Origin of the sequence: Rahnella sp. PD12R (genome assembly GCF_019200965.1) — a bacterium.
In the GTDB taxonomy this organism is placed as follows: Bacteria; Pseudomonadota; Gammaproteobacteria; order Enterobacterales; family Enterobacteriaceae; genus Rahnella; species Rahnella laticis.
The window spans coordinates 190,369-206,607 of the sequence record NZ_JAHTMS010000009.1; the positions used below are offsets into that span (position 1 = coordinate 190,369).

Genomic DNA, 16,239 nt, shown 5'->3' on the forward strand with positions numbered 1-16,239 from the left:
CGAGAAGCGGACATATAATTTTTTAGCAACCGCACAGTTTGAAGCTATGCAATAAAGTAAAGATGATTATTTCCGATCTGCTTGACGGCATCACTGAACATTATTTTCGAATGTGCTCTTTCGTCCAGACAGAACAGCACGATTTGCTCGGGGTGTCGCGGGTGGGAAGGACCCTTGCGGCACGACGGACACCATATGTTGTGTGTCGGTCAGATGCCAGAGGCACTAGATATTGATTATCCGCAGATTGGGAGATATGGATATGGGTAATGGACAGAATTACCATAATGTCCAATGTGGGGAAACGGCGCTGCGGGTTAGGGGAATGCTAAACATAAAAAAGCCGCAACAAGTGCGGCTTTTTGAAAGTTTGGCTCTGCACCTTTCCGGGAAGAACCACAGACAAAAGGCCGAGCCGTTTTTTTCAGAATCAATGACTTCGATGATTCAGTCACTGATTAAAATAGGTTAGTATCAGATCATTATAGAGATTTTTACCTGGGATACAAGAAAAATGCGTATAGATACCCGTCTGGAAAGGGAGGGTCTGACAGTTAGACAATTGTTTTTCATAGAGTGTTGGGCCAACCTTAGCCATAAGAATAGTATAGATACTGACCGGGTGGGTTTTAATAATGTATTGAACTCATTACAGGAAATTGATTTTCTATATAAGTTTGGTAATAAATACGGCGGAGATAAAAAGAGAGAGAGAGCTGTTACTGAACTGTTAGAAATATTAAATCAAGATGAGCTGTTAAACAATGAAGCTTTTTCAGGGGTCCATGGGGAAATTTGCGGTCTTTTTCCTAAGTCAGGTTTAATCAAGGACCCAAATAAGAGTCCTGTAGAGCAACAAAAAAAATTATTTAAGAGTTTGTGCAATCAGTTAAGAATAAGTGTCGAGGATAATTATGTTAACTTGATGGTCGAAAAGATAAAAAACATTTTAGACTTACAAGACCCACCTAATGATGATGAGCTCTTGAAGTTATATAATCAAATTAATAACTTAATGAGTGTGCTGTTAACTAAAGGCATGCCGTTAACTGAATGTTATTTGTTGTATAATAATATTCTTTTAAAGGATGACAAAGGGAGTTTCGAAGAACGTTATCAATCGTGGCGGGAGAAACTCACCCAAAATAAATTAATACATCGAGTGGCTTTTGTTCTCGAAAATGAAAATCTATACGACCTAATATCTAATAATGCACAAGACATTGAATTCAATGGTTGTTTATTTACCGCCCACGCAACTGAAAAAGGAAGGCGAATTATTCAAGTTAGAATACATGCTGAGGCCACGACACAGTTATCAGCAAGAGTTAAGGCAAAACAGATATTGGTTGAATCACTAGACGTTATAGCTTACATGATAGGTAAAGGGAATATTGAAATAAAAAACAAGTTTAGTGTAAAAACTGGTTCTGAAGAAGTTAATATAATAAATTATTTTGATGATGAGATACATGTAAATTCAGATAGACTAACAAAGGATGAATTTACGCATTTTATTAAGGCTATGGATTCTTTATATAAAAATGCATCTGTAGATGCAAAAAAGAAAATTAGTTCTGCGTTTCATTTTCTTCGAAATGGAATTGATAATAACTCAAAGGAAAGTAAATTTACATCATATTGGTCAGCTCTTGAATCTTTAACTCTGGGCGTTTCTCAGGAAGACATAAAACATGATGAGCACATCATCCTTTCCGTTGTTCCTTGTGTTGGGCTTGATTATGTTGTAAAACAAATGTTTGCATTAAGAGGTATTATCCGCTATTTGAAAATTGAAAATATTTCAGATGGTGTGAGGGAATATAATTTAAATAGCATCGGCTTAGGTGAACTTTATCGGCTTTTAAAAAATGATAGCATTTCGGATACATTGTCACAGAGTATGTCTAAGTACCCATATGCTTTATTTGTTTTGAATAAGATGATTAATCTTTGCAAGAATCCGGCTGCAATGGGGAGTAAAATAGATAGTCATACTAAAAAGGTAACTTTGCATATACATCGTTTATATATATTGAGGAATTCCATTGTTCATAATGCTGAATCAAATCCTAATATAAACTTTCTTACATCAAACCTTGAGCACTATCTGCGTGGTACAATAAATGCCATGTATTATATGGCTCTTCTTCTTCCTAGTATTTCTTCACCAGAAGAAATATTTATAAGATGTAACTTTATGTTTAAATCGATGCAGGAAAATCTAATTAGGTCTAATGGCAATGGCGGGCCTTGTGATAACGATCTAATTAAATGGCTTGATTTACATAACTGACTGCTAGGTTTTAATTATATAGTGATAATATTTTTGTTGTATTATTTGTCATAAGTATATAAGCGGGGTGATTGATGTGTCGAAAATAAGTATGAAAGAGAATATTCAAATAATTAATGAATTAGTGATCAATGTTCTTGACTCTTCTACTAAGAAAGAAGGGACTTGTTTGTATATGGGGGCATTATTGTTTGCACAAATAAATGATAATTTGAAGATAAAATCAAAGCTTGTAGTCGGAACTTTGACTGTGAGTAATAAACTAGTCTTCTCGCATAAACCTATCCAACCTTTATTGAAATCTGAAAAAGATTTTTCAGGGAAGTGGGATGGGCACGCTTGGGTGGAAGTAGAAGGGATAATAATCGATCCATCAGTTTTTTGGACAATTAACTCTCCAGAAGTATCCCCGGATTTTAGAAAGCTTTTTGAAAAAACGTTTAAAGGAACACCTGACTATTTAATTGGTTCGCGCGTTAACCTAGAGAAAATCGGTGTCTTTTATAAACAGCATGAAGAACTATCGGATGCCGATGCGACACTTTTAATAAAGAGCGGGTTGCAGGCCGGATTTATTGCTGCACCCCGAAACTAGTCCTTGCCTGCTGCACTGGATAGAATCACCAGAACGTACAATGTGGGCGAAGAATTAAATGGGATGTGTAAAAAAGGCCGCTGACGCGGCCTATAGAAATGAGTTAATTATTTGTTTAATTTCTTACATTCTAGATAAACGTACAACTTGGCGGCGTAGCTGCTCACCTCTTTCTTCATGGCGACGATCTTGAACCATACCTCCATCCTCTCGGATAAGGTCACGTTCTTCCCATTGTGATAATGCAGCTTTGGCATCGGCAAGCTGGGTTTCAAGCGATTGAGCTGATTCTTGGTTCATTGGTATGTTCCTCTTTAAATGGAGCTAAATTTTACATCAGTGGATGGACAGAGAGCGCTGTGTGTACAATTGTCTGAGGAATTAAATGAAAGACGTAAATAAGGCCGCATAAGTGGCCTACTCAGGTTCAGGTGGCGGTGTCCATCCTTCCTGGCGTGCGATTACTTGCCATTCAGGTATTCGGGCTTGAATTTTAGGCAGGCAATAACGATAAACCGCATCAAATGGTGCGCCGCTGATAAAATTCCGTGGCTGTTTTCTCACCAATGGTGTTGATAATGTGCTGTGCTCAGTTAACGCAATAATGACAGGGGTTAACAGTTTTTTAAGGTCATCATCTTCAGTTTGATTAACTATCTTTGTGATGTCTGTAAGGTGCTTGGAAGATGGTTTAACTTCATTGAGAGAACTTATTACTTTTCCGTACATTTTAACGAACTCCATATTAAAAAATAAATTTTGCCAAAATTGACTAATGTTTGCGATCGCACTGAACAGAATAACCTGAACGTCCAAAGAGCGCGTAGCTTAATGCCAAAATAAACAGCAGAACACTGCTTTTGGCACAGAGTTGCCCGTCAGATTAGGTTTGGCTCTGTGCCGTAGTTATGTCAGGTCAAGCCTGAGCTAATACGCATTAGCAACTCATCCTCCACAATCTTCAAATCTTCTGCATCCAGTCCAAGCAGCGGGCGCGAAGGATAAGGCGCTTCTTTAGCCCAGACGTTCGGACGGTCTCGCAGGCCGTACTGATGCACTTCAGCCATTTGTTTAACTCTGCTGGTGAACTCCACCACCGCATCATTATTTGAGCCTTTGGCCTTCATGTACTTGGCCGTGCGCAGCTTGCTAAACATCTCACGCTTGAGTCGTCCTTTTTTGCTGCGGAGGATCTGATCCTGTCGTGGGATGAAGGGTTTCCCTTCCGGCGTAACCTGCCGCTTGATGCGCTGCTGTTGGTGTTTGCGCAGACGCTTTGCAATCACTGTCGCCAAAGCTTTTCGGCGCTGGGGTGAAAGCGCTGCAATCAGTGCATCGATACGGTTATCAAATGCGGTCAGCTCACTCATTCCACTGATTCACTAACTCGCCGTGCAGGTACAGTTTACGCGGCCTTTCCACCGGCTCCGGCAGCGGCGGTTCAGGAAAATGCTCAACGTGCAGACCGGCGTCAATCTGTTTGACGATCACACGCTCGGTGAGCTGCAAATGAATAGCGATGTCATAGCTCCCATCATTGAGCATATCGGCCTTAAACGTGTATCCATTCTGCTGTTTTTCCGGCGTCGCCATGATGTCCGGCTGATGCTCACGCAGCCAGGCCAGAATGGGCACCACGATCAGATCGCTGTCCTGGGTAAAGTCGGTGATCAACAGTTCGACCTGATACTGATATTCAAACGACAGCGAACTGGCTAACGTGGAAACGATGCGCCCGTTATCCACAAACATCCTCAGCTGGTCGGGACTGGTTTGCAGCACCGGCACGGCGTCAGTGAGGGCTTTTCGTAGCTGTGCGGGTTTTAACACGGTGTTCCTCCTGGCATTGTTTGACCGCTTCCACCTGGAGGCCGCAGGCTGTCAGCGCGGCCTCCAGGTTTCTGACATCACTGCTTAAATCGCCGTTAGTGGCGGGTGAGCTTGCCGGTATCGGGCAGCTCGTCACCGCCGGACAGCCAAAGTAAATAATCTGCGGCGCTGGCGAAGGCGGGACGGGCGTGCATCCGGCCAATGCCGTCAGGCAGGCGAGCGCTATACCAATCACGCATTTCCTGATTTTCATTGAGTAACCTTTGAATTGTGTATTCACGGACGCGCGCCCGCTGACCGGCCCGCGAAAGCTGCGCGCGCAGGCTTTGCTCCTGGCGTTCCCGCGTCACGGCCTCATCGTTCAGGCGGTGAATGGCGTTGTCGCGGCTTTCGATACCGGCGGAAAGCGTGCCGATGATCCGCTGTGCCTGGTCTGCCTCGTTTTGCAGGCCGCCGATACGCCAGGTTTGCAGCCCCGCCAGCGCGCACGCGGCCAGCATTAACAAAATTAAAATGCGCATCAGACACCCCGCAGGCAGTAGGCAAGCTCATTCGCGCGGCGGCGTTCCAGCCCGGTGATGCGCACGCCGTTCACAAACACCCAGCGCGGCAGTTGTTCGCAGGCTTTTCGCCATTCGCCCTTGTTGATGAAAAACGTCAGGGTGGATTTACACGCCGCCGTCACGCCGACGTTGAACGCAAAGGACGCCACGGCGTCATATACCGGCTGCGGCATGTCGATCGGCATACATCGCGCAATGCCTTGCTCCACCCGCATCACGTCTTCCACCAGATTCACGGCGGCCTGCCGTTCGCTGATGTGCGTTTGCGGTTTCACGCCTGCGGTGTGCCCGATGCCGTTTGTCCAGACGCCCGCGCTGCACTGATAGGCGGACAGGCGGCAGCCTTCAAAATCTGCGATAAGTGCCAGACCGGCGGCGGATGTTTTCAACGTTGGCGTTTGTGGGAGCATTGCGGCAATCGCCAGGACGGCGGCGACGGCGCAGCGTCTAACGATTGATGGCTGCATTAATGTCTCCTCTGACGCCCATAGCTTTCAGCAGTCGGTAAGTTTTGCGCCGGTAGTACCAGTTCACCAGGAAGGTCGCGACGCCGACGGCGGCACCGACTAAAAAGGCAATATCCTGCGGCGACATTGCGCCGAGCCAGGCAAGAAAGGCCGCGACGCAGTAACAGATAAACGAGGTGATGCGCTCCATGGTCATCAGTCCCAAAGTGAGACGGTTTCGCTGACTGCGGCCTGAGTAATATCCGGCAGCTCCACCGCGTAGCCATGGGGCAGAATTGCCCCCTGTGCGGCTAAGCCAACGTTAGCCGCGTAAACCTGTTCCATCACCGACTCGGTGCGCCCGTAGTAACGCCAGCAGAGCGAATCCACGGTGTCGCCCTGTTCGGCATAGACTTTCATCAGAGCAGCCCGATCACACAGTGCGACACACCGGCGACATCGCTGATCGCATTGCGGCCATCACGCCACAGTTCATCAACCGTATTTTCGACAATCTCCGCCTTTTTACTGCCAGCATCGGTGGTGTCACTGTTCGGGTATCGTTCCGCAAGAATGGCTGCCGTAATGGATGAAACCGCCCGCAGGTAGGCACAGACTTTGATACTTTCGTCATCAATCTGGTCAGCCGGGACATCAGCGAGAGTTTTGTATCCCTGAGCCAGTTGTGCGACGCGGTAGCTGTAAAGCTCGGCATTCACTTCGGTCAGAGCGTACTTAATGACGGCGCGCAGACGTTTGGCGGTCACCGTTCCTTCCAGGCGCAGCGTGTCGCGTAACTCCACCGGATTGATATCAGGCCAGAAGTGCGTGTTTTTAATCGCGGGCTCCGTCGCGGCGTCCGGCTTTGGTGCAGGTACAACAAGAGACATAGTGACCTCTGAATAGGGGACGGTGGACGCCAGCGTTGAACGAGGTCACAGACCTGTCGCGGCTGGCGTGCCGTCCGGCGCGGGGCGCGTTCTGTTTAGCTGCTGGCAGCCTTTTTGATGGCTGATTCCAACCGCTCAATATCCTTTTTGACGCCGCAGTTGCTGTTCAGCTGGAAGGCGCGTTTCAGGTGTTGCAGGGCGAGCGGCAGTTTCTTCGTGTCCCGATACAGGTAGCCGGTGATTTTGTGCAACTTGGCGCGCACTTGATCCGGCATGTCCTGGCTTTCCGTCAGTTCCATCGTGGTCATCAGTACATCGAGACTGACCGGCTCACCGGCAGCATGAGCTCGGGTGCTCATGTCGGCGATTTCCTCCGCCAGCGCATAACCGGCAGGGCGTTTGCCGAACGGCATCGCCAGCTTGTAATGCAGCGCGTAGCGGGCGATTTCCAGTGCACCGGCGTAGTCACCGGCATCAATACGCCAGATCATGATGGTCATCAGAATGGCGTCCTGTGCGCCTTTCCCCTCGGCGAGAACGCCCGCCACCCACGGCGCATACTCGGGCAGCATCTTGCGTTTGAGTTCTGCCTTTTTCTCAGCGGAATAGGCTTTTTTCAGGGCTTTCTGGTCAGCATTAAGCTTTTGCAGCAGCAGTTCATAGCCGGTGGCATGACGCAGCAGGCTGGTATCCTGCTGCGCGGCTTCGATCGCTGACTGCCGCAACAAATGACGTCGGGCAGGGCTGGTCATGATTTACTCCTGAGCTGTCGGTGCGGTGGTCCCGGATGCAGTTTTGATGGCATCAACGATCGCCGAGGTGAATTTACTGAGTTCGGCCTTTTCAGCGGTGTCGTCTTCTCCGGCGGTTACTTCGATGTTCTCGATCAGACAGCCGCAGCCGTAATCTTCCACCACGTAATCCTCGTTAATGGATTCGTAGTTTTCGATGCGATCACGTTTTGGTACTTCCTCAACGTGGCGGCGGTGCGTGCCGTCCTGCCAGTAAATAGACAGGTTATCCAGGCGGGTGATCAGCATGGCGTTAGCAGGGAAGCCGGGCACACGCACGGCGGGCAGATTGCCGATGCGTTTCTGGCTGACAATCAGGTCGGCGGCCATCGCCTCAGTGTTCGGCTGTTGTTTGTTGATCAGCGGGAAATACTTATCCGCGAGCAGCTTGCGGCCACAGATAACCACCAGTTCGGTGTCGTCCTGATAGATTGGGTCGATCAGTTCATTCACCGCATCAAAGACCAGCGCGTCGAGGTTTTTGTATTCACCTTCGCCACCGACTTTCACCGCCTCATTGGTCACGGTACCGTCTTCGGCGACAATCATGCCCATCACTTTGGACGGGGCATTCAGGCGGTATTTCTGCAGCCAGCCCACACCGACATCCTGCAACAGCGGATTCTGAACGCGGTTAGAAGTCGGTGCGCGGGAAACACCGTTAAAGCCGACCAGGATGCGATCCAGCGCCTGACGCTTGATAATGGCGTCACGCAAACGGGTCTGAAAATCGTTATAGCGCGCCCACAAATCCAGCTTGCTGTACATCCAGTGGAAGTCGTAGTTGGTTTTGGTGCAGTGATAGCCTTCCTGATCGAGCTTGGTGAAATCAGCGGTTTCACGCTCGTCACCCGCGTCAGTGTTGGTGGTACTGGCAATCGTGCCGGTGACGCCGACGCCAACTTTCGCGCCCATCATTTCGTCCACCGGAATGATGTTGATACGGGTCAGAAACTCTGAGGATTCCTGTAATCGGGTCATCAGCGTCTGCGTGACGGACGGCTCGACGTTAAATTTCTTGTCCAGCGTGCCGACGTCAACGTTGTTGAGTTTGGCGAGCTGAGACAGGAACGCATTAAATTTAAAGCGCGTTTCTTTTTTCATGACTTATTTCCTGAGGGTGAATTAAATGTGTCGGATCAGCAGTCGGTCACTGTCTCGTCAGCGCCTGTGCCGCCGGTGGCGTGCGGGCGCTGGTTAAAGTTCTGCGCCGGTGTCTGCGCCAACTTGCCTTTCAATTCACTGAGGGCTTCATGTTCGGCAGCGGTGGATTTTTCCAGGATATCGACGCGGCTCAGCAGGTCGGTCAGGCTGGTTTCATGCTTATCCAGTTCAGTCTGAGCGTATTGAGCGACCTCGCTGACGGCTTCGTGAACATCAGCCAGGCGGGCATCGTCGGACGCCTGCTTTCGTGAAAGCTTTTGTTTCACCAGGGCGAAAAGAGAAGGGGCAGTTTCCGGCGCATCTTCAAACTCAATCAGTGCCTCGGTGGCGACGGTGAAGAGGCTGTCCGGATCGGTTTTACGACCGGCGAGCGGGTTCTGTTTTGCGGTACGGCTGAACTCCAGCATTTCAGTGCCGAGGCTTGCGGGGTCATCGGTGACGGCCAGACCGACCAGGTAGGATTTATTGGAATTGGCGAAGTTGCGTTTGATCTCCATCGAGGTGTAAACCTTCTGCCCGTCGCCGACCATCTGCGTTAAATCCGCGGTCGGGCTGATCATCGCGTACAGCGCCCATTTGTCATGCAGCAGCGGTTCAGCCGCGTCATCAATTTGTTCGGCTTTAAGCTGGATCACGTCGCCATAACGGCGGAAATCACTGGTCGGTAAGATGCCTTTGATGTGTTCCAGATTGACGCGGGCGCCATAGGCTTTCGCGCTGTACGTCTCCGCCATTTGTTTGATGTCGTTAGCATCAATTTCGCGGCCATCGCAGGTGTCGCCTTCGACCCCGATGCGGAACCATTTCGATACTTTCTTTGCCATGTGACTGACTCCGGTAATGAGTGTTGTGGACGGGAGTTAGTTTCCAGACAGTCACCGCAGGCCGCCAGCCGATGCGGGTTGTTGCCCGATGGCACAACGTGGGCAGCGCGAAAAACGGCTGTCTGGCCGGTAACGTGGCGGCATGAATATTTCAAACTCCACCATTATCAGCGACCCGCGCCGACAGGCGGCACTGCTTTACTGGCAGGGCTTTTCTGTGCGGCAAATCGGGGAGATGCTGAGCCAAAAAACGCCGACCGTGCAGAGCTGGAAAACTCGCGATCAGTGGGAGGCAATTGCGCCCATTTCTCGCGTGGAAACCAGCATGGAAGCGCGGCTGATCCAGCTCGTCATGAAAGATGTGAAGGAGGGGAAGGACTACAAAGAGATCGACCTGTTAGGCCGACAGATTGAACGCCTGGCAAGGGTAAACCGTTACAACCACACCGGCAGCGAGGCTGATTTAAATCCGAACGTCGCTAACCGCAACAAGGGCGAACGAAAGGCACCCGATAAGAATGTATTCAGTGAAGAGGCCATCGAAAAACTCGGCGATATCTTTATCGAGACATCGTTCGAATATCAGCGCGGCTGGCATCAGGCCGGACTTCAGCACCGTATCCGCAACATCCTCAAGTCACGCCAGATTGGCGCAACCTTCTACTTTGCCCGGGAAGCTTTGATTGACGCGCTGACTACCGGACGCAATCAGATTTTCCTGTCGGCAAGTAAGGCGCAGGCGCACGTCTTTAAGAACTACATCATCGACTTTGCGAGACAGGTGGATGTCGATTTAAAAGGCGACCCGATTGTGCTGCCGAACGGCGCACGGCTGATTTTCCTCGGCACCAACGTCCGCACCGCGCAGAGTTACACCGGCAATCTGTACCTGGATGAATACTTTTGGATCCCCAAGTTTCAGGAGTTGCGCAAAGTCGCCTCCGGTATGTCGCTGCATAAAAAATGGCGAAGCACCTACTTCTCCACGCCGTCCAGCCTGGCACACAGTGCCTATCCGTTCTGGTCGGGTGAACTGTTCAACAAAGGACGTCGTAACAAGGCCGACAGGATTGACCTGGATCTGACGCACGCCCACCTGTCGAAAGGCGTGCTGTGCGACGACGGCCAGTGGCGGCAGATTGTGACGGTGGAAGATGCGCTGTCAGGCGGTTGTAACCTGTTCGACCTGGAACAGTTGCAACTGGAATACAGTCCCGCCGAATATGAAAACCTGCTGATGTGCGAGTTCGTGGACGATCAGGCGTCGGTGTTCCCGTTCGCCGAGTTGCAGGGATGCATGGTGGACAGCCTGGACGAGTGGGAAGACTTCGACCCGTACCTGAAACGGCCATTTGCCTATCGTCCCGTCTGGATCGGTTATGACCCATCGCACACCGGCGACAGTGCAGGCTGCGCGGTAATTGCTCCACCAGTAGTTTCCGGAGGCAAGTTTCGCGTACTTGAGCGTCATCAGTGGAAGGGCATGGACTTTGCTGCGCAGGCCAGAAGTATCGAGGAACTCACCAATCGTTATGCCGTTGAGTACATCGGCATCGACGCCACCGGTATCGGGCAGGGCGTATTCCAGCTTGTTCAGCAGTTCTTTCCTGCGGCGCGTGAGATCCGCTACAGCCCCGAGGTGAAAACCGCATTGGTACTGAAAGCAAAAGACACCATCAGCTCAGGCCGTCTGGAATATGACACCGGCCATACCGATATCACTGCGTCGTTTATGGCGATCCGCAAAACGATGACCGCCAGCGGCAACCGTTCAACCTACGAAGCCAGCCGCAGTGAAGAGGCCAGCCACGCCGACGTCGCGTGGGCAATCATGCACGCCCTGTTAAACGAACCACTGACCGCCGCCAACGGCGGACAAAGCCCAAACATTTTGGAGTTCTACTAAATGAGCAAGCGCAAATACCGTAAAGCCACGCAGACCACGACCACTGAAAGCCAGCAGGGCGCAGAGGTATTCAGCTTCGGTGATCCGACGCCGGTTTTAGACCGCCGCGAGATTCTGGATTACATCGAGTGCACCGGCAACGGCCGCTGGTATGAGCCACCGGTCAGTTTCGACGGACTTGCCCGCAGTCTTCGCGCCGCCGTTCATCACAGCTCACCGATTTACGTGAAGCGGAATATCCTCGCCTCGACGTTTATCCCGCATCCGCTGCTTAGTCAGCAGGAGTTCAGCAAATTTGCGCTGGATTATCTGGTGTTCGGGAATGCGTATCTGGAACTGATCCGCAACCAGCTCGGCGAACCGTTACGATTTGAGGCTGTGCCGGCTAAATATGTGCGTCGCGGAGTGGAAGAGGGGACTTACTGGTTTGTGCAGGGCTGGAAGGAACCGCACCAATTCGCGGCGGGCAGCATCTTTCATCTGATCGAACCGGACATAAACCAGGAGATTTATGGCTTGCCGGAATACCTCAGTGCGCTGAATTCCGCCTGGCTAAACGAAGCAGCTACGCTGTTCCGCAGGAAGTATTATCAGAACGGCGCACACGCGGGTTATATCCTGTATATGACCGACGCGGCGCAGAGCAGCAGTGATATTGATTCAATGCGCAAGGCTATGAGGGATACAAAAGGCCTGGGCAACTTCCGCAACCTGTTTATGTATGCGCCGAACGGCAAGAAAGACGGCATTCAGATTCTGCCGCTGAGTGAGGTCGCCACCAAGGATGATTTCTTCAACATCAAGAAATCCAGCCGTGATGACCTGCTGAGCGCGCACCGCGTTCCGCCGCAGATGATGGGGATAATTCCTGATAATGCCGGTGGGTTTGGGGATGTGGAGAAGGCGGCGCAGGTGTTCGTAAGGAACGAGCTGACACCGCTGCAGGAGAGGATGAAGGATCTAAGTAAATGGATTGGAAATGAAATAATTGCATTTGATCACTATAAATTATAAAACGCTTATAGTATGAAAAAATCATTTCAATAATAATAATGGAGCGCATCTTGCATTCGGGACGCCCTCATAGTAACTAAAATTAACATTTTGTCCCATCTCGGGTTTTACATTTCCGAAATATTCAGAGCGATGGAAAAAATAAGAATTACCATTTTTGTGGTCAACAAAACCTGTTTTTGGGTATGGTTGCCCATAAACTTGTACTGTTCCTGTTAATCTTTCAGTAATTGCATAACAGAGGTTGTCTAATATAGCTAGTAACTTATCGGAAGTAAGTCTTGATAAAGGATTAACAATTAAACATGCTTGTATTATCTCCCATAATGCATCTTCTAAAACTTCTACACTTTTATGTTTTCCAAAAGTTTTCGGTTTATCAACAGAGAAGGCACCTTGCTGGTATTTAACAACGTTTATGATTGCAGGCCTGCCGGTTCCAAAGGGTGTTATCCCTGATAATAATTGATAGGCAACACATCCAATAGCCCAAACATCCATCGGTTGACCTGCGCCTTTCCAATTGTCCCAACACTCAGGAGCCATATATGGCACTGCACCTAAAAGGGTGTTTGAGCTTGTCAAAGTTGATTCATCTTTGTCAAAAAGCTCAATTTCTGCCGCAATTTCATTTTCGGCTAATTTTGCAATCCCAAAGTCAGTCAGTTTAACCGTTGTGAGACTAGGATCGTTAGAAACCATGATATTTCCTGGTTTAATATCCCTATGGCAAATGCCTACTCTATGGGCTTCAGATAACGCTTTTGATAAATGATGTAACACATGAGCTGCTAAAGATGGATCTAGGTAATGAAAATTATTTTTGAATCTGTCACCCAAGTCAGTGCCGTCGATAAATTCTTCAACTAAAAATGTAGATTCCATTTCTTCGAAGTAATCAAAAGTTGCCGCGACATTGGGGTGATTAATTCGGGCTCCCATTTCAGCTCCACGCTTAAATCTCCGGTCAGCAACTCCGTTCTTTGGAGTTTTAATGGCAACAATTCGATCAAGAGTCGAATCATAGCTTCTGTAGACTTCCTGCATCCCTCCTTCAGCATGGAAATTCAGAATAATATATCTATTAACCAATGTTTGATTGTTCTGCAATCTACGTGTAGTCATAGTACAACCTCAGGATTCGATGAAGAAAATGTCATATATTGCCTACCGGAACCTACCGTCGGGGCACCAAAAGTAATTAGGCATGATTCGTGAAGTATATTATTTATTGCTGCGCGATTGTTATTTATGTATACGTCTCCCGTAACCTCGGAAATTATGAAGTTTAATCCATCATAATAAACTTTTAAAGAACCAAGGTTTGCTAGAGAAATATTTACATTTTTTGATGTGTTTGAAAGTTCATAAATAGATCTTTCACCATGAACAAATAACCCTTTATGACGAGCGAAGTTCAAGTGTCTACTAAAAACATCCACAAGCTGAGCTGCACTAGGTCGGCTTTGGGGATTTAAGGAAAGACAATCATCAATAGAATTAGCTAGTTCCGGATGTAATGGCATCGGGGAAGCGGTATTAATACTTGGAGCTCTATTCTGTTGTAGTGGTGGTCTTTGCAGTAAAGTTTGTGGGAAATTCCTAAAGTTTTTCAATAGCGCCCATGCACAAATGCCTAGCGCGTAAATATCCATTGCAGGGCTTATTGTGGCATTTTCTACATATAATTCTGGTGCCGCATAAATAATAGTCCCACGATTAAGTTTAGTAAAATAATTGTCATCATTGACTGATAAACCGAAGTCAAATACTTTAATTAGCCCAGAGTCAGAAGCCTTGAAATTTTCTAGTTTTATATCCCTATGTATAATGCCAACACTGTGCAAATCTAATAATGCTTTGCTAATTTGGAATAGTATTTTAATGAATTCAGTCATATTTTGAGGCTGAATTATATTGTAATTGGTATAATCACGACCTGTTAAGTATTCAATTATGATCCCTTGTAACACTCCATCAGCATCTATAATTACGTCATAAATTTCAATTATATGTCGAGATCTTGCCTTAGATAGTTGCTTTATCTCATTTATTAGCTGAGCATTATTTTCGGGATTTTGCATGGATTTAAAAAGAACTACTCGATCTAAATATTTATCTCTAACTTTAACAACAATGCCATAACCACCAGATAAAGCATCATCGTCAATAACTTCATAGCGATCCGGAAGCATAGTTACTCCTTTATAAAAAAAATACTTTATTCAAAATCATCATCAATAGAAATGTCGATTTGTATTTCTTTATCTTCAGGTTTTACTTCTGTTTTTTTAAGGGATTCTTTTTTTGTTCGCCCTTTTTTAACGGTGCGAGGGTTTCTTGTTTTCTTTCCGCTAGGAAGATTGGAGTCATCGTTCTGAGGAGTAGGTAATGGCTTATTTTCAGTATTCAATGTGTCGAAATAATGCCTGGTATGAAATTTTATTTCCTTGGATGGAAGCCATAATTTTATTTTTGGATGGTTGTTTTTAATAATATTTATTTGCTTCTGCAGGTAGTCTTTCACCAAACCAATGTTTTCAATAGATAGTATAGATATATTGTCACTACCGCCAGCCCATGTTGCGGTTGCTAAAGATCTTCTAACTGCATCAACGGAATTCCTCGAGTTTTTTAATATTTCCTCAAAAACGCTCCCCGTATCTTTCCATGCACCATCTGAGGCTAATATTAAACCAGCACTCCCATGAAAAGAAGAATGTTGTATATGATGAATATTCAAATCACTAGAATCTCTTCCAGTTTCACCAATTGCCTGAGATAAACGGCCTCTCAAACCATGTGCATTTAATGCCGAAAGATCGACTTTATTGACACGTTTTAATTCATTTTCTATGGTGTCATCTTCACTTATTTGAACAATATTTTTATCAGGTATATCCCAACTAAATATTCTGCTATCACCGATGTTAACTGCTGAGAAACTACTGACATTGGCAATGAATATACTTAGTGTAGTTGCCCCCTTTCCCAATAAAGTATCCGAAACTTTTTTGTCTGCAAATCGTATGGCATTTGTTAAAATTAATTCGAGGTTTCCACCTTTATTGGTGTTTTTGCTTATTTCACTAATGATATTACTGATGGTCAATGAGGCTGCGACATCTCCCATCTCAGTACCGCCTACACCATCACATAGAATCGCGAGAAAAATGTCTTGCAGACCGATAGTTGTAATGTGTGCCATACAGACTCTATCTTCATTACGAAGTCTTTTTAAGCCTGGATGTGTACCTAATGAACCACTCGTTTCATCAATACGAACAGTTACCGCAGATTTTGGCTCAGCCCAAATCTCGCAGAAAAGCTCAACCTCAAGGGGGGAAGATGAAAATGTCGATATTGTATCAATGATATTATCCATAAGATAACAAATGTACCTTTTACGTAAACTATTGGCTGAGAAAAGTGACAATCCATCAATGACTCTTGGTTTATTTTTAACCCCATTTTCATGTCAGGTAAATAACTTTTAAGAAATATTCAACGAATTGGGAACTAAAGACAAAATCGTTGGCGCGCAATGCTATCCCCGCCACGCCTGCCCGCTTTATAGGTCGCTTTTGATGCACTTGCGTGATCCACTGTGATCCACGCCAGCACTGGTGTCACGGTGAGAAAAGAGCAGGGCGATCACAATGCAAAATCATGCACTCACTGCATGCAGAGCTAACAAAGAGAGATCGCCCGCGTTCCTGGCTATTCTTCATCGTCGTAAACAGAGAACGGCAGTGACGGCGTGTCTGCTTCATCCAAAACGCTATCGGCCATATCAGAAATCATTTCCATCACCAGTGCGTACTCGTCATTTCTGCACTGGGCTGACTGTGCGATGTCAGCCATAAGCCGGATTTTTATCAAAGCCATCTTAAGCTCATGAGAGGGGTCCATTACTCACT

Annotated in this window: 22 protein-coding genes; 5 read left to right on the plus strand and 17 right to left on the minus strand. The window is 47.3% G+C overall.

Features of this window, described 5'->3' with window-relative positions:
• Positions 1 to 514 precede the first annotated feature (514 nt).
• On the plus strand, positions 515 to 2,296 hold the full coding sequence (locus KWG64_RS18455) for a hypothetical protein (RefSeq protein ID WP_218522725.1): 1,782 nt from the start codon (positions 515 to 517) through the stop codon (positions 2,294 to 2,296).
• Positions 2,297 to 2,387: 91 nt separating this feature from the next.
• The gene (locus tag KWG64_RS18460) at positions 2,388 to 2,891 is read left to right on the plus strand and encodes a hypothetical protein (protein WP_218522726.1); all 504 of its coding nucleotides are present in this window, start codon (positions 2,388 to 2,390) and stop codon (positions 2,889 to 2,891) included.
• 123 nt (positions 2,892 to 3,014) lie between these two features.
• On the opposite strand, the gene KWG64_RS18465 is transcribed toward KWG64_RS18460, so the two are convergent.
• From KWG64_RS18465 to KWG64_RS18520, 13 genes are all read right to left on the minus strand, one after another.
• Positions 3,015 to 3,191, minus strand: a complete 177-nt coding sequence (locus KWG64_RS18465) for a hypothetical protein (protein WP_218522727.1) — start codon at positions 3,189 to 3,191, stop codon at positions 3,015 to 3,017.
• Positions 3,192 to 3,308: 117 nt separating this feature from the next.
• Positions 3,309 to 3,620 (minus strand): hypothetical protein, encoded by a 312-nt coding sequence (locus tag KWG64_RS18470; RefSeq protein WP_218522728.1) that lies wholly within the window; start codon positions 3,618 to 3,620, stop codon positions 3,309 to 3,311.
• 182 nt (positions 3,621 to 3,802) lie between these two features.
• Positions 3,803 to 4,261 carry a phage virion morphogenesis protein gene (locus KWG64_RS18475; RefSeq protein ID WP_218522729.1) on the minus strand — a complete coding sequence of 153 codons (459 nt, stop codon included), beginning with the start codon at positions 4,259 to 4,261 and terminating at the stop codon, positions 3,803 to 3,805.
• Positions 4,254 to 4,721, minus strand: coding sequence for a phage tail protein (locus KWG64_RS18480; protein WP_218522730.1), 468 nt, complete (start codon positions 4,719 to 4,721; stop codon positions 4,254 to 4,256). Before KWG64_RS18480 ends, KWG64_RS18475 begins: the two co-directional genes overlap by 8 nt.
• Positions 4,684 to 4,923, minus strand: coding sequence for an Rz1-like lysis system protein LysC (gene lysC, locus KWG64_RS18485; RefSeq protein ID WP_255562223.1), 240 nt, complete (start codon positions 4,921 to 4,923; stop codon positions 4,684 to 4,686). The genes KWG64_RS18480 and lysC overlap by 38 nt, the downstream gene beginning before the upstream one ends.
• A complete protein-coding gene (lysB, locus tag KWG64_RS25730; protein ID WP_255562224.1) occupies positions 4,817 to 5,242 on the minus strand; it encodes an Rz-like lysis system protein LysB in 426 nt (141 codons plus the stop codon). The genes lysC and lysB overlap by 107 nt, the downstream gene beginning before the upstream one ends.
• A complete protein-coding gene (locus KWG64_RS18490; RefSeq protein WP_218522732.1) occupies positions 5,242 to 5,751 on the minus strand; it encodes a lysozyme in 510 nt (169 codons plus the stop codon). The genes lysB and KWG64_RS18490 overlap by 1 nt, the downstream gene beginning before the upstream one ends.
• Positions 5,732 to 5,941, minus strand: coding sequence for a holin (locus KWG64_RS18495; protein ID WP_047609759.1), 210 nt, complete (start codon positions 5,939 to 5,941; stop codon positions 5,732 to 5,734). Before KWG64_RS18495 ends, KWG64_RS18490 begins: the two co-directional genes overlap by 20 nt.
• A gap of 5 nt (positions 5,942 to 5,946) precedes the next feature.
• A complete protein-coding gene (locus KWG64_RS18500) occupies positions 5,947 to 6,150 on the minus strand; it encodes a tail protein X (RefSeq protein ID WP_120506017.1) in 204 nt (67 codons plus the stop codon).
• A complete protein-coding gene (locus tag KWG64_RS18505; RefSeq protein WP_218522733.1) occupies positions 6,150 to 6,620 on the minus strand; it encodes a head completion/stabilization protein in 471 nt (156 codons plus the stop codon). Before KWG64_RS18505 ends, KWG64_RS18500 begins: the two co-directional genes overlap by 1 nt.
• A 95-nt stretch (positions 6,621 to 6,715) precedes the next feature.
• Positions 6,716 to 7,372 carry a phage terminase small subunit gene (gpM, locus tag KWG64_RS18510; RefSeq protein WP_218522734.1) on the minus strand — a complete coding sequence of 219 codons (657 nt, stop codon included), beginning with the start codon at positions 7,370 to 7,372 and terminating at the stop codon, positions 6,716 to 6,718.
• A 3-nt stretch (positions 7,373 to 7,375) separates the two neighbouring features.
• Positions 7,376 to 8,515 carry a phage major capsid protein, P2 family gene (locus KWG64_RS18515; RefSeq protein WP_218522735.1) on the minus strand — a complete coding sequence of 380 codons (1,140 nt, stop codon included), beginning with the start codon at positions 8,513 to 8,515 and terminating at the stop codon, positions 7,376 to 7,378.
• 35 nt (positions 8,516 to 8,550) lie between these two features.
• On the minus strand, positions 8,551 to 9,399 hold the full coding sequence (locus tag KWG64_RS18520; RefSeq protein ID WP_218522736.1) for a GPO family capsid scaffolding protein: 849 nt from the start codon (positions 9,397 to 9,399) through the stop codon (positions 8,551 to 8,553).
• Between the two features lie 23 nt (positions 9,400 to 9,422).
• Between KWG64_RS18520 and KWG64_RS25735 the strand changes: the two genes are divergently transcribed.
• The 3 genes from KWG64_RS25735 to KWG64_RS18530 are packed head-to-tail and all read left to right on the plus strand — an operon-like array spanning position 9,423 to position 12,319.
• Positions 9,423 to 9,545: a hypothetical protein gene (locus KWG64_RS25735; protein WP_255562226.1), complete on the plus strand. Its 123-nt coding sequence runs from the start codon at positions 9,423 to 9,425 to the stop codon at positions 9,543 to 9,545.
• Positions 9,542 to 11,305: a terminase ATPase subunit family protein gene (locus tag KWG64_RS18525; RefSeq protein WP_218522737.1), complete on the plus strand. Its 1,764-nt coding sequence runs from the start codon at positions 9,542 to 9,544 to the stop codon at positions 11,303 to 11,305. The genes KWG64_RS25735 and KWG64_RS18525 overlap by 4 nt, the downstream gene beginning before the upstream one ends.
• Positions 11,306 to 12,319, plus strand: coding sequence for a phage portal protein (locus KWG64_RS18530; protein ID WP_218522738.1), 1,014 nt, complete (start codon positions 11,306 to 11,308; stop codon positions 12,317 to 12,319).
• A 21-nt stretch (positions 12,320 to 12,340) separates the two neighbouring features.
• Here the strand turns inward: KWG64_RS18530 and KWG64_RS18535 are convergent, their stop codons facing one another.
• The 4 genes from KWG64_RS18535 to KWG64_RS18550 all read right to left on the minus strand — a co-directional run bounded on the left by KWG64_RS18535 (position 12,341) and on the right by KWG64_RS18550 (position 16,207).
• Positions 12,341 to 13,444 carry a serine/threonine-protein kinase gene (locus KWG64_RS18535; RefSeq protein WP_218522739.1) on the minus strand — a complete coding sequence of 368 codons (1,104 nt, stop codon included), beginning with the start codon at positions 13,442 to 13,444 and terminating at the stop codon, positions 12,341 to 12,343.
• The gene (locus tag KWG64_RS18540; protein WP_218522740.1) at positions 13,441 to 14,514 is read right to left on the minus strand and encodes a protein kinase family protein; all 1,074 of its coding nucleotides are present in this window, start codon (positions 14,512 to 14,514) and stop codon (positions 13,441 to 13,443) included. Before KWG64_RS18540 ends, KWG64_RS18535 begins: the two co-directional genes overlap by 4 nt.
• Before the next feature lie 26 nt (positions 14,515 to 14,540).
• Positions 14,541 to 15,704 (minus strand): PP2C family serine/threonine-protein phosphatase, encoded by a 1,164-nt coding sequence (locus KWG64_RS18545; RefSeq protein WP_218522741.1) that lies wholly within the window; start codon positions 15,702 to 15,704, stop codon positions 14,541 to 14,543.
• Positions 15,705 to 16,039: 335 nt separating this feature from the next.
• Positions 16,040 to 16,207: a hypothetical protein gene (locus tag KWG64_RS18550; protein WP_218522742.1), complete on the minus strand. Its 168-nt coding sequence runs from the start codon at positions 16,205 to 16,207 to the stop codon at positions 16,040 to 16,042.
• Positions 16,208 to 16,239 lie beyond the last annotated feature (32 nt).

Coding starts and splice junctions, on each gene's coding strand:
- KWG64_RS18500 (WP_120506017.1), bottom strand. CDS start 6,150: ATGAAAGTCTATGCCGAACAGGGCGACACCGTGGATTCGCTCTGCTGG.
- gpM (WP_218522734.1), bottom strand. CDS start 7,372: ATGACCAGCCCTGCCCGACGTCATTTGTTGCGGCAGTCAGCGATCGAA.
- KWG64_RS18550 (WP_218522742.1), bottom strand. CDS start 16,207: ATGGCTTTGATAAAAATCCGGCTTATGGCTGACATCGCACAGTCAGCC.
- KWG64_RS18505 (WP_218522733.1), bottom strand. CDS start 6,620: ATGTCTCTTGTTGTACCTGCACCAAAGCCGGACGCCGCGACGGAGCCC.
- lysB (WP_255562224.1), bottom strand. CDS start 5,242: ATGCGCATTTTAATTTTGTTAATGCTGGCCGCGTGCGCGCTGGCGGGG.
- KWG64_RS18545 (WP_218522741.1), bottom strand. CDS start 15,704: ATGGATAATATCATTGATACAATATCGACATTTTCATCTTCCCCCCTT.
- KWG64_RS18540 (WP_218522740.1), bottom strand. CDS start 14,514: ATGCTTCCGGATCGCTATGAAGTTATTGACGATGATGCTTTATCTGGT.
- KWG64_RS18515 (WP_218522735.1), bottom strand. CDS start 8,515: ATGAAAAAAGAAACGCGCTTTAAATTTAATGCGTTCCTGTCTCAGCTC.
- KWG64_RS18460 (WP_218522726.1), top strand. CDS start 2,388: ATGAAAGAGAATATTCAAATAATTAATGAATTAGTGATCAATGTTCTT.
- KWG64_RS18455 (WP_218522725.1), top strand. CDS start 515: ATGCGTATAGATACCCGTCTGGAAAGGGAGGGTCTGACAGTTAGACAA.
- KWG64_RS18470 (WP_218522728.1), bottom strand. CDS start 3,620: ATGTACGGAAAAGTAATAAGTTCTCTCAATGAAGTTAAACCATCTTCC.
- KWG64_RS18465 (WP_218522727.1), bottom strand. CDS start 3,191: ATGAACCAAGAATCAGCTCAATCGCTTGAAACCCAGCTTGCCGATGCC.
- KWG64_RS18490 (WP_218522732.1), bottom strand. CDS start 5,751: ATGCAGCCATCAATCGTTAGACGCTGCGCCGTCGCCGCCGTCCTGGCG.
- KWG64_RS18495 (WP_047609759.1), bottom strand. CDS start 5,941: ATGGAGCGCATCACCTCGTTTATCTGTTACTGCGTCGCGGCCTTTCTT.
- KWG64_RS18520 (WP_218522736.1), bottom strand. CDS start 9,399: ATGGCAAAGAAAGTATCGAAATGGTTCCGCATCGGGGTCGAAGGCGAC.
- KWG64_RS18525 (WP_218522737.1), top strand. CDS start 9,542: ATGAATATTTCAAACTCCACCATTATCAGCGACCCGCGCCGACAGGCG.
- KWG64_RS18535 (WP_218522739.1), bottom strand. CDS start 13,444: ATGACTACACGTAGATTGCAGAACAATCAAACATTGGTTAATAGATAT.
- KWG64_RS18530 (WP_218522738.1), top strand. CDS start 11,306: ATGAGCAAGCGCAAATACCGTAAAGCCACGCAGACCACGACCACTGAA.
- KWG64_RS18475 (WP_218522729.1), bottom strand. CDS start 4,261: ATGAGTGAGCTGACCGCATTTGATAACCGTATCGATGCACTGATTGCA.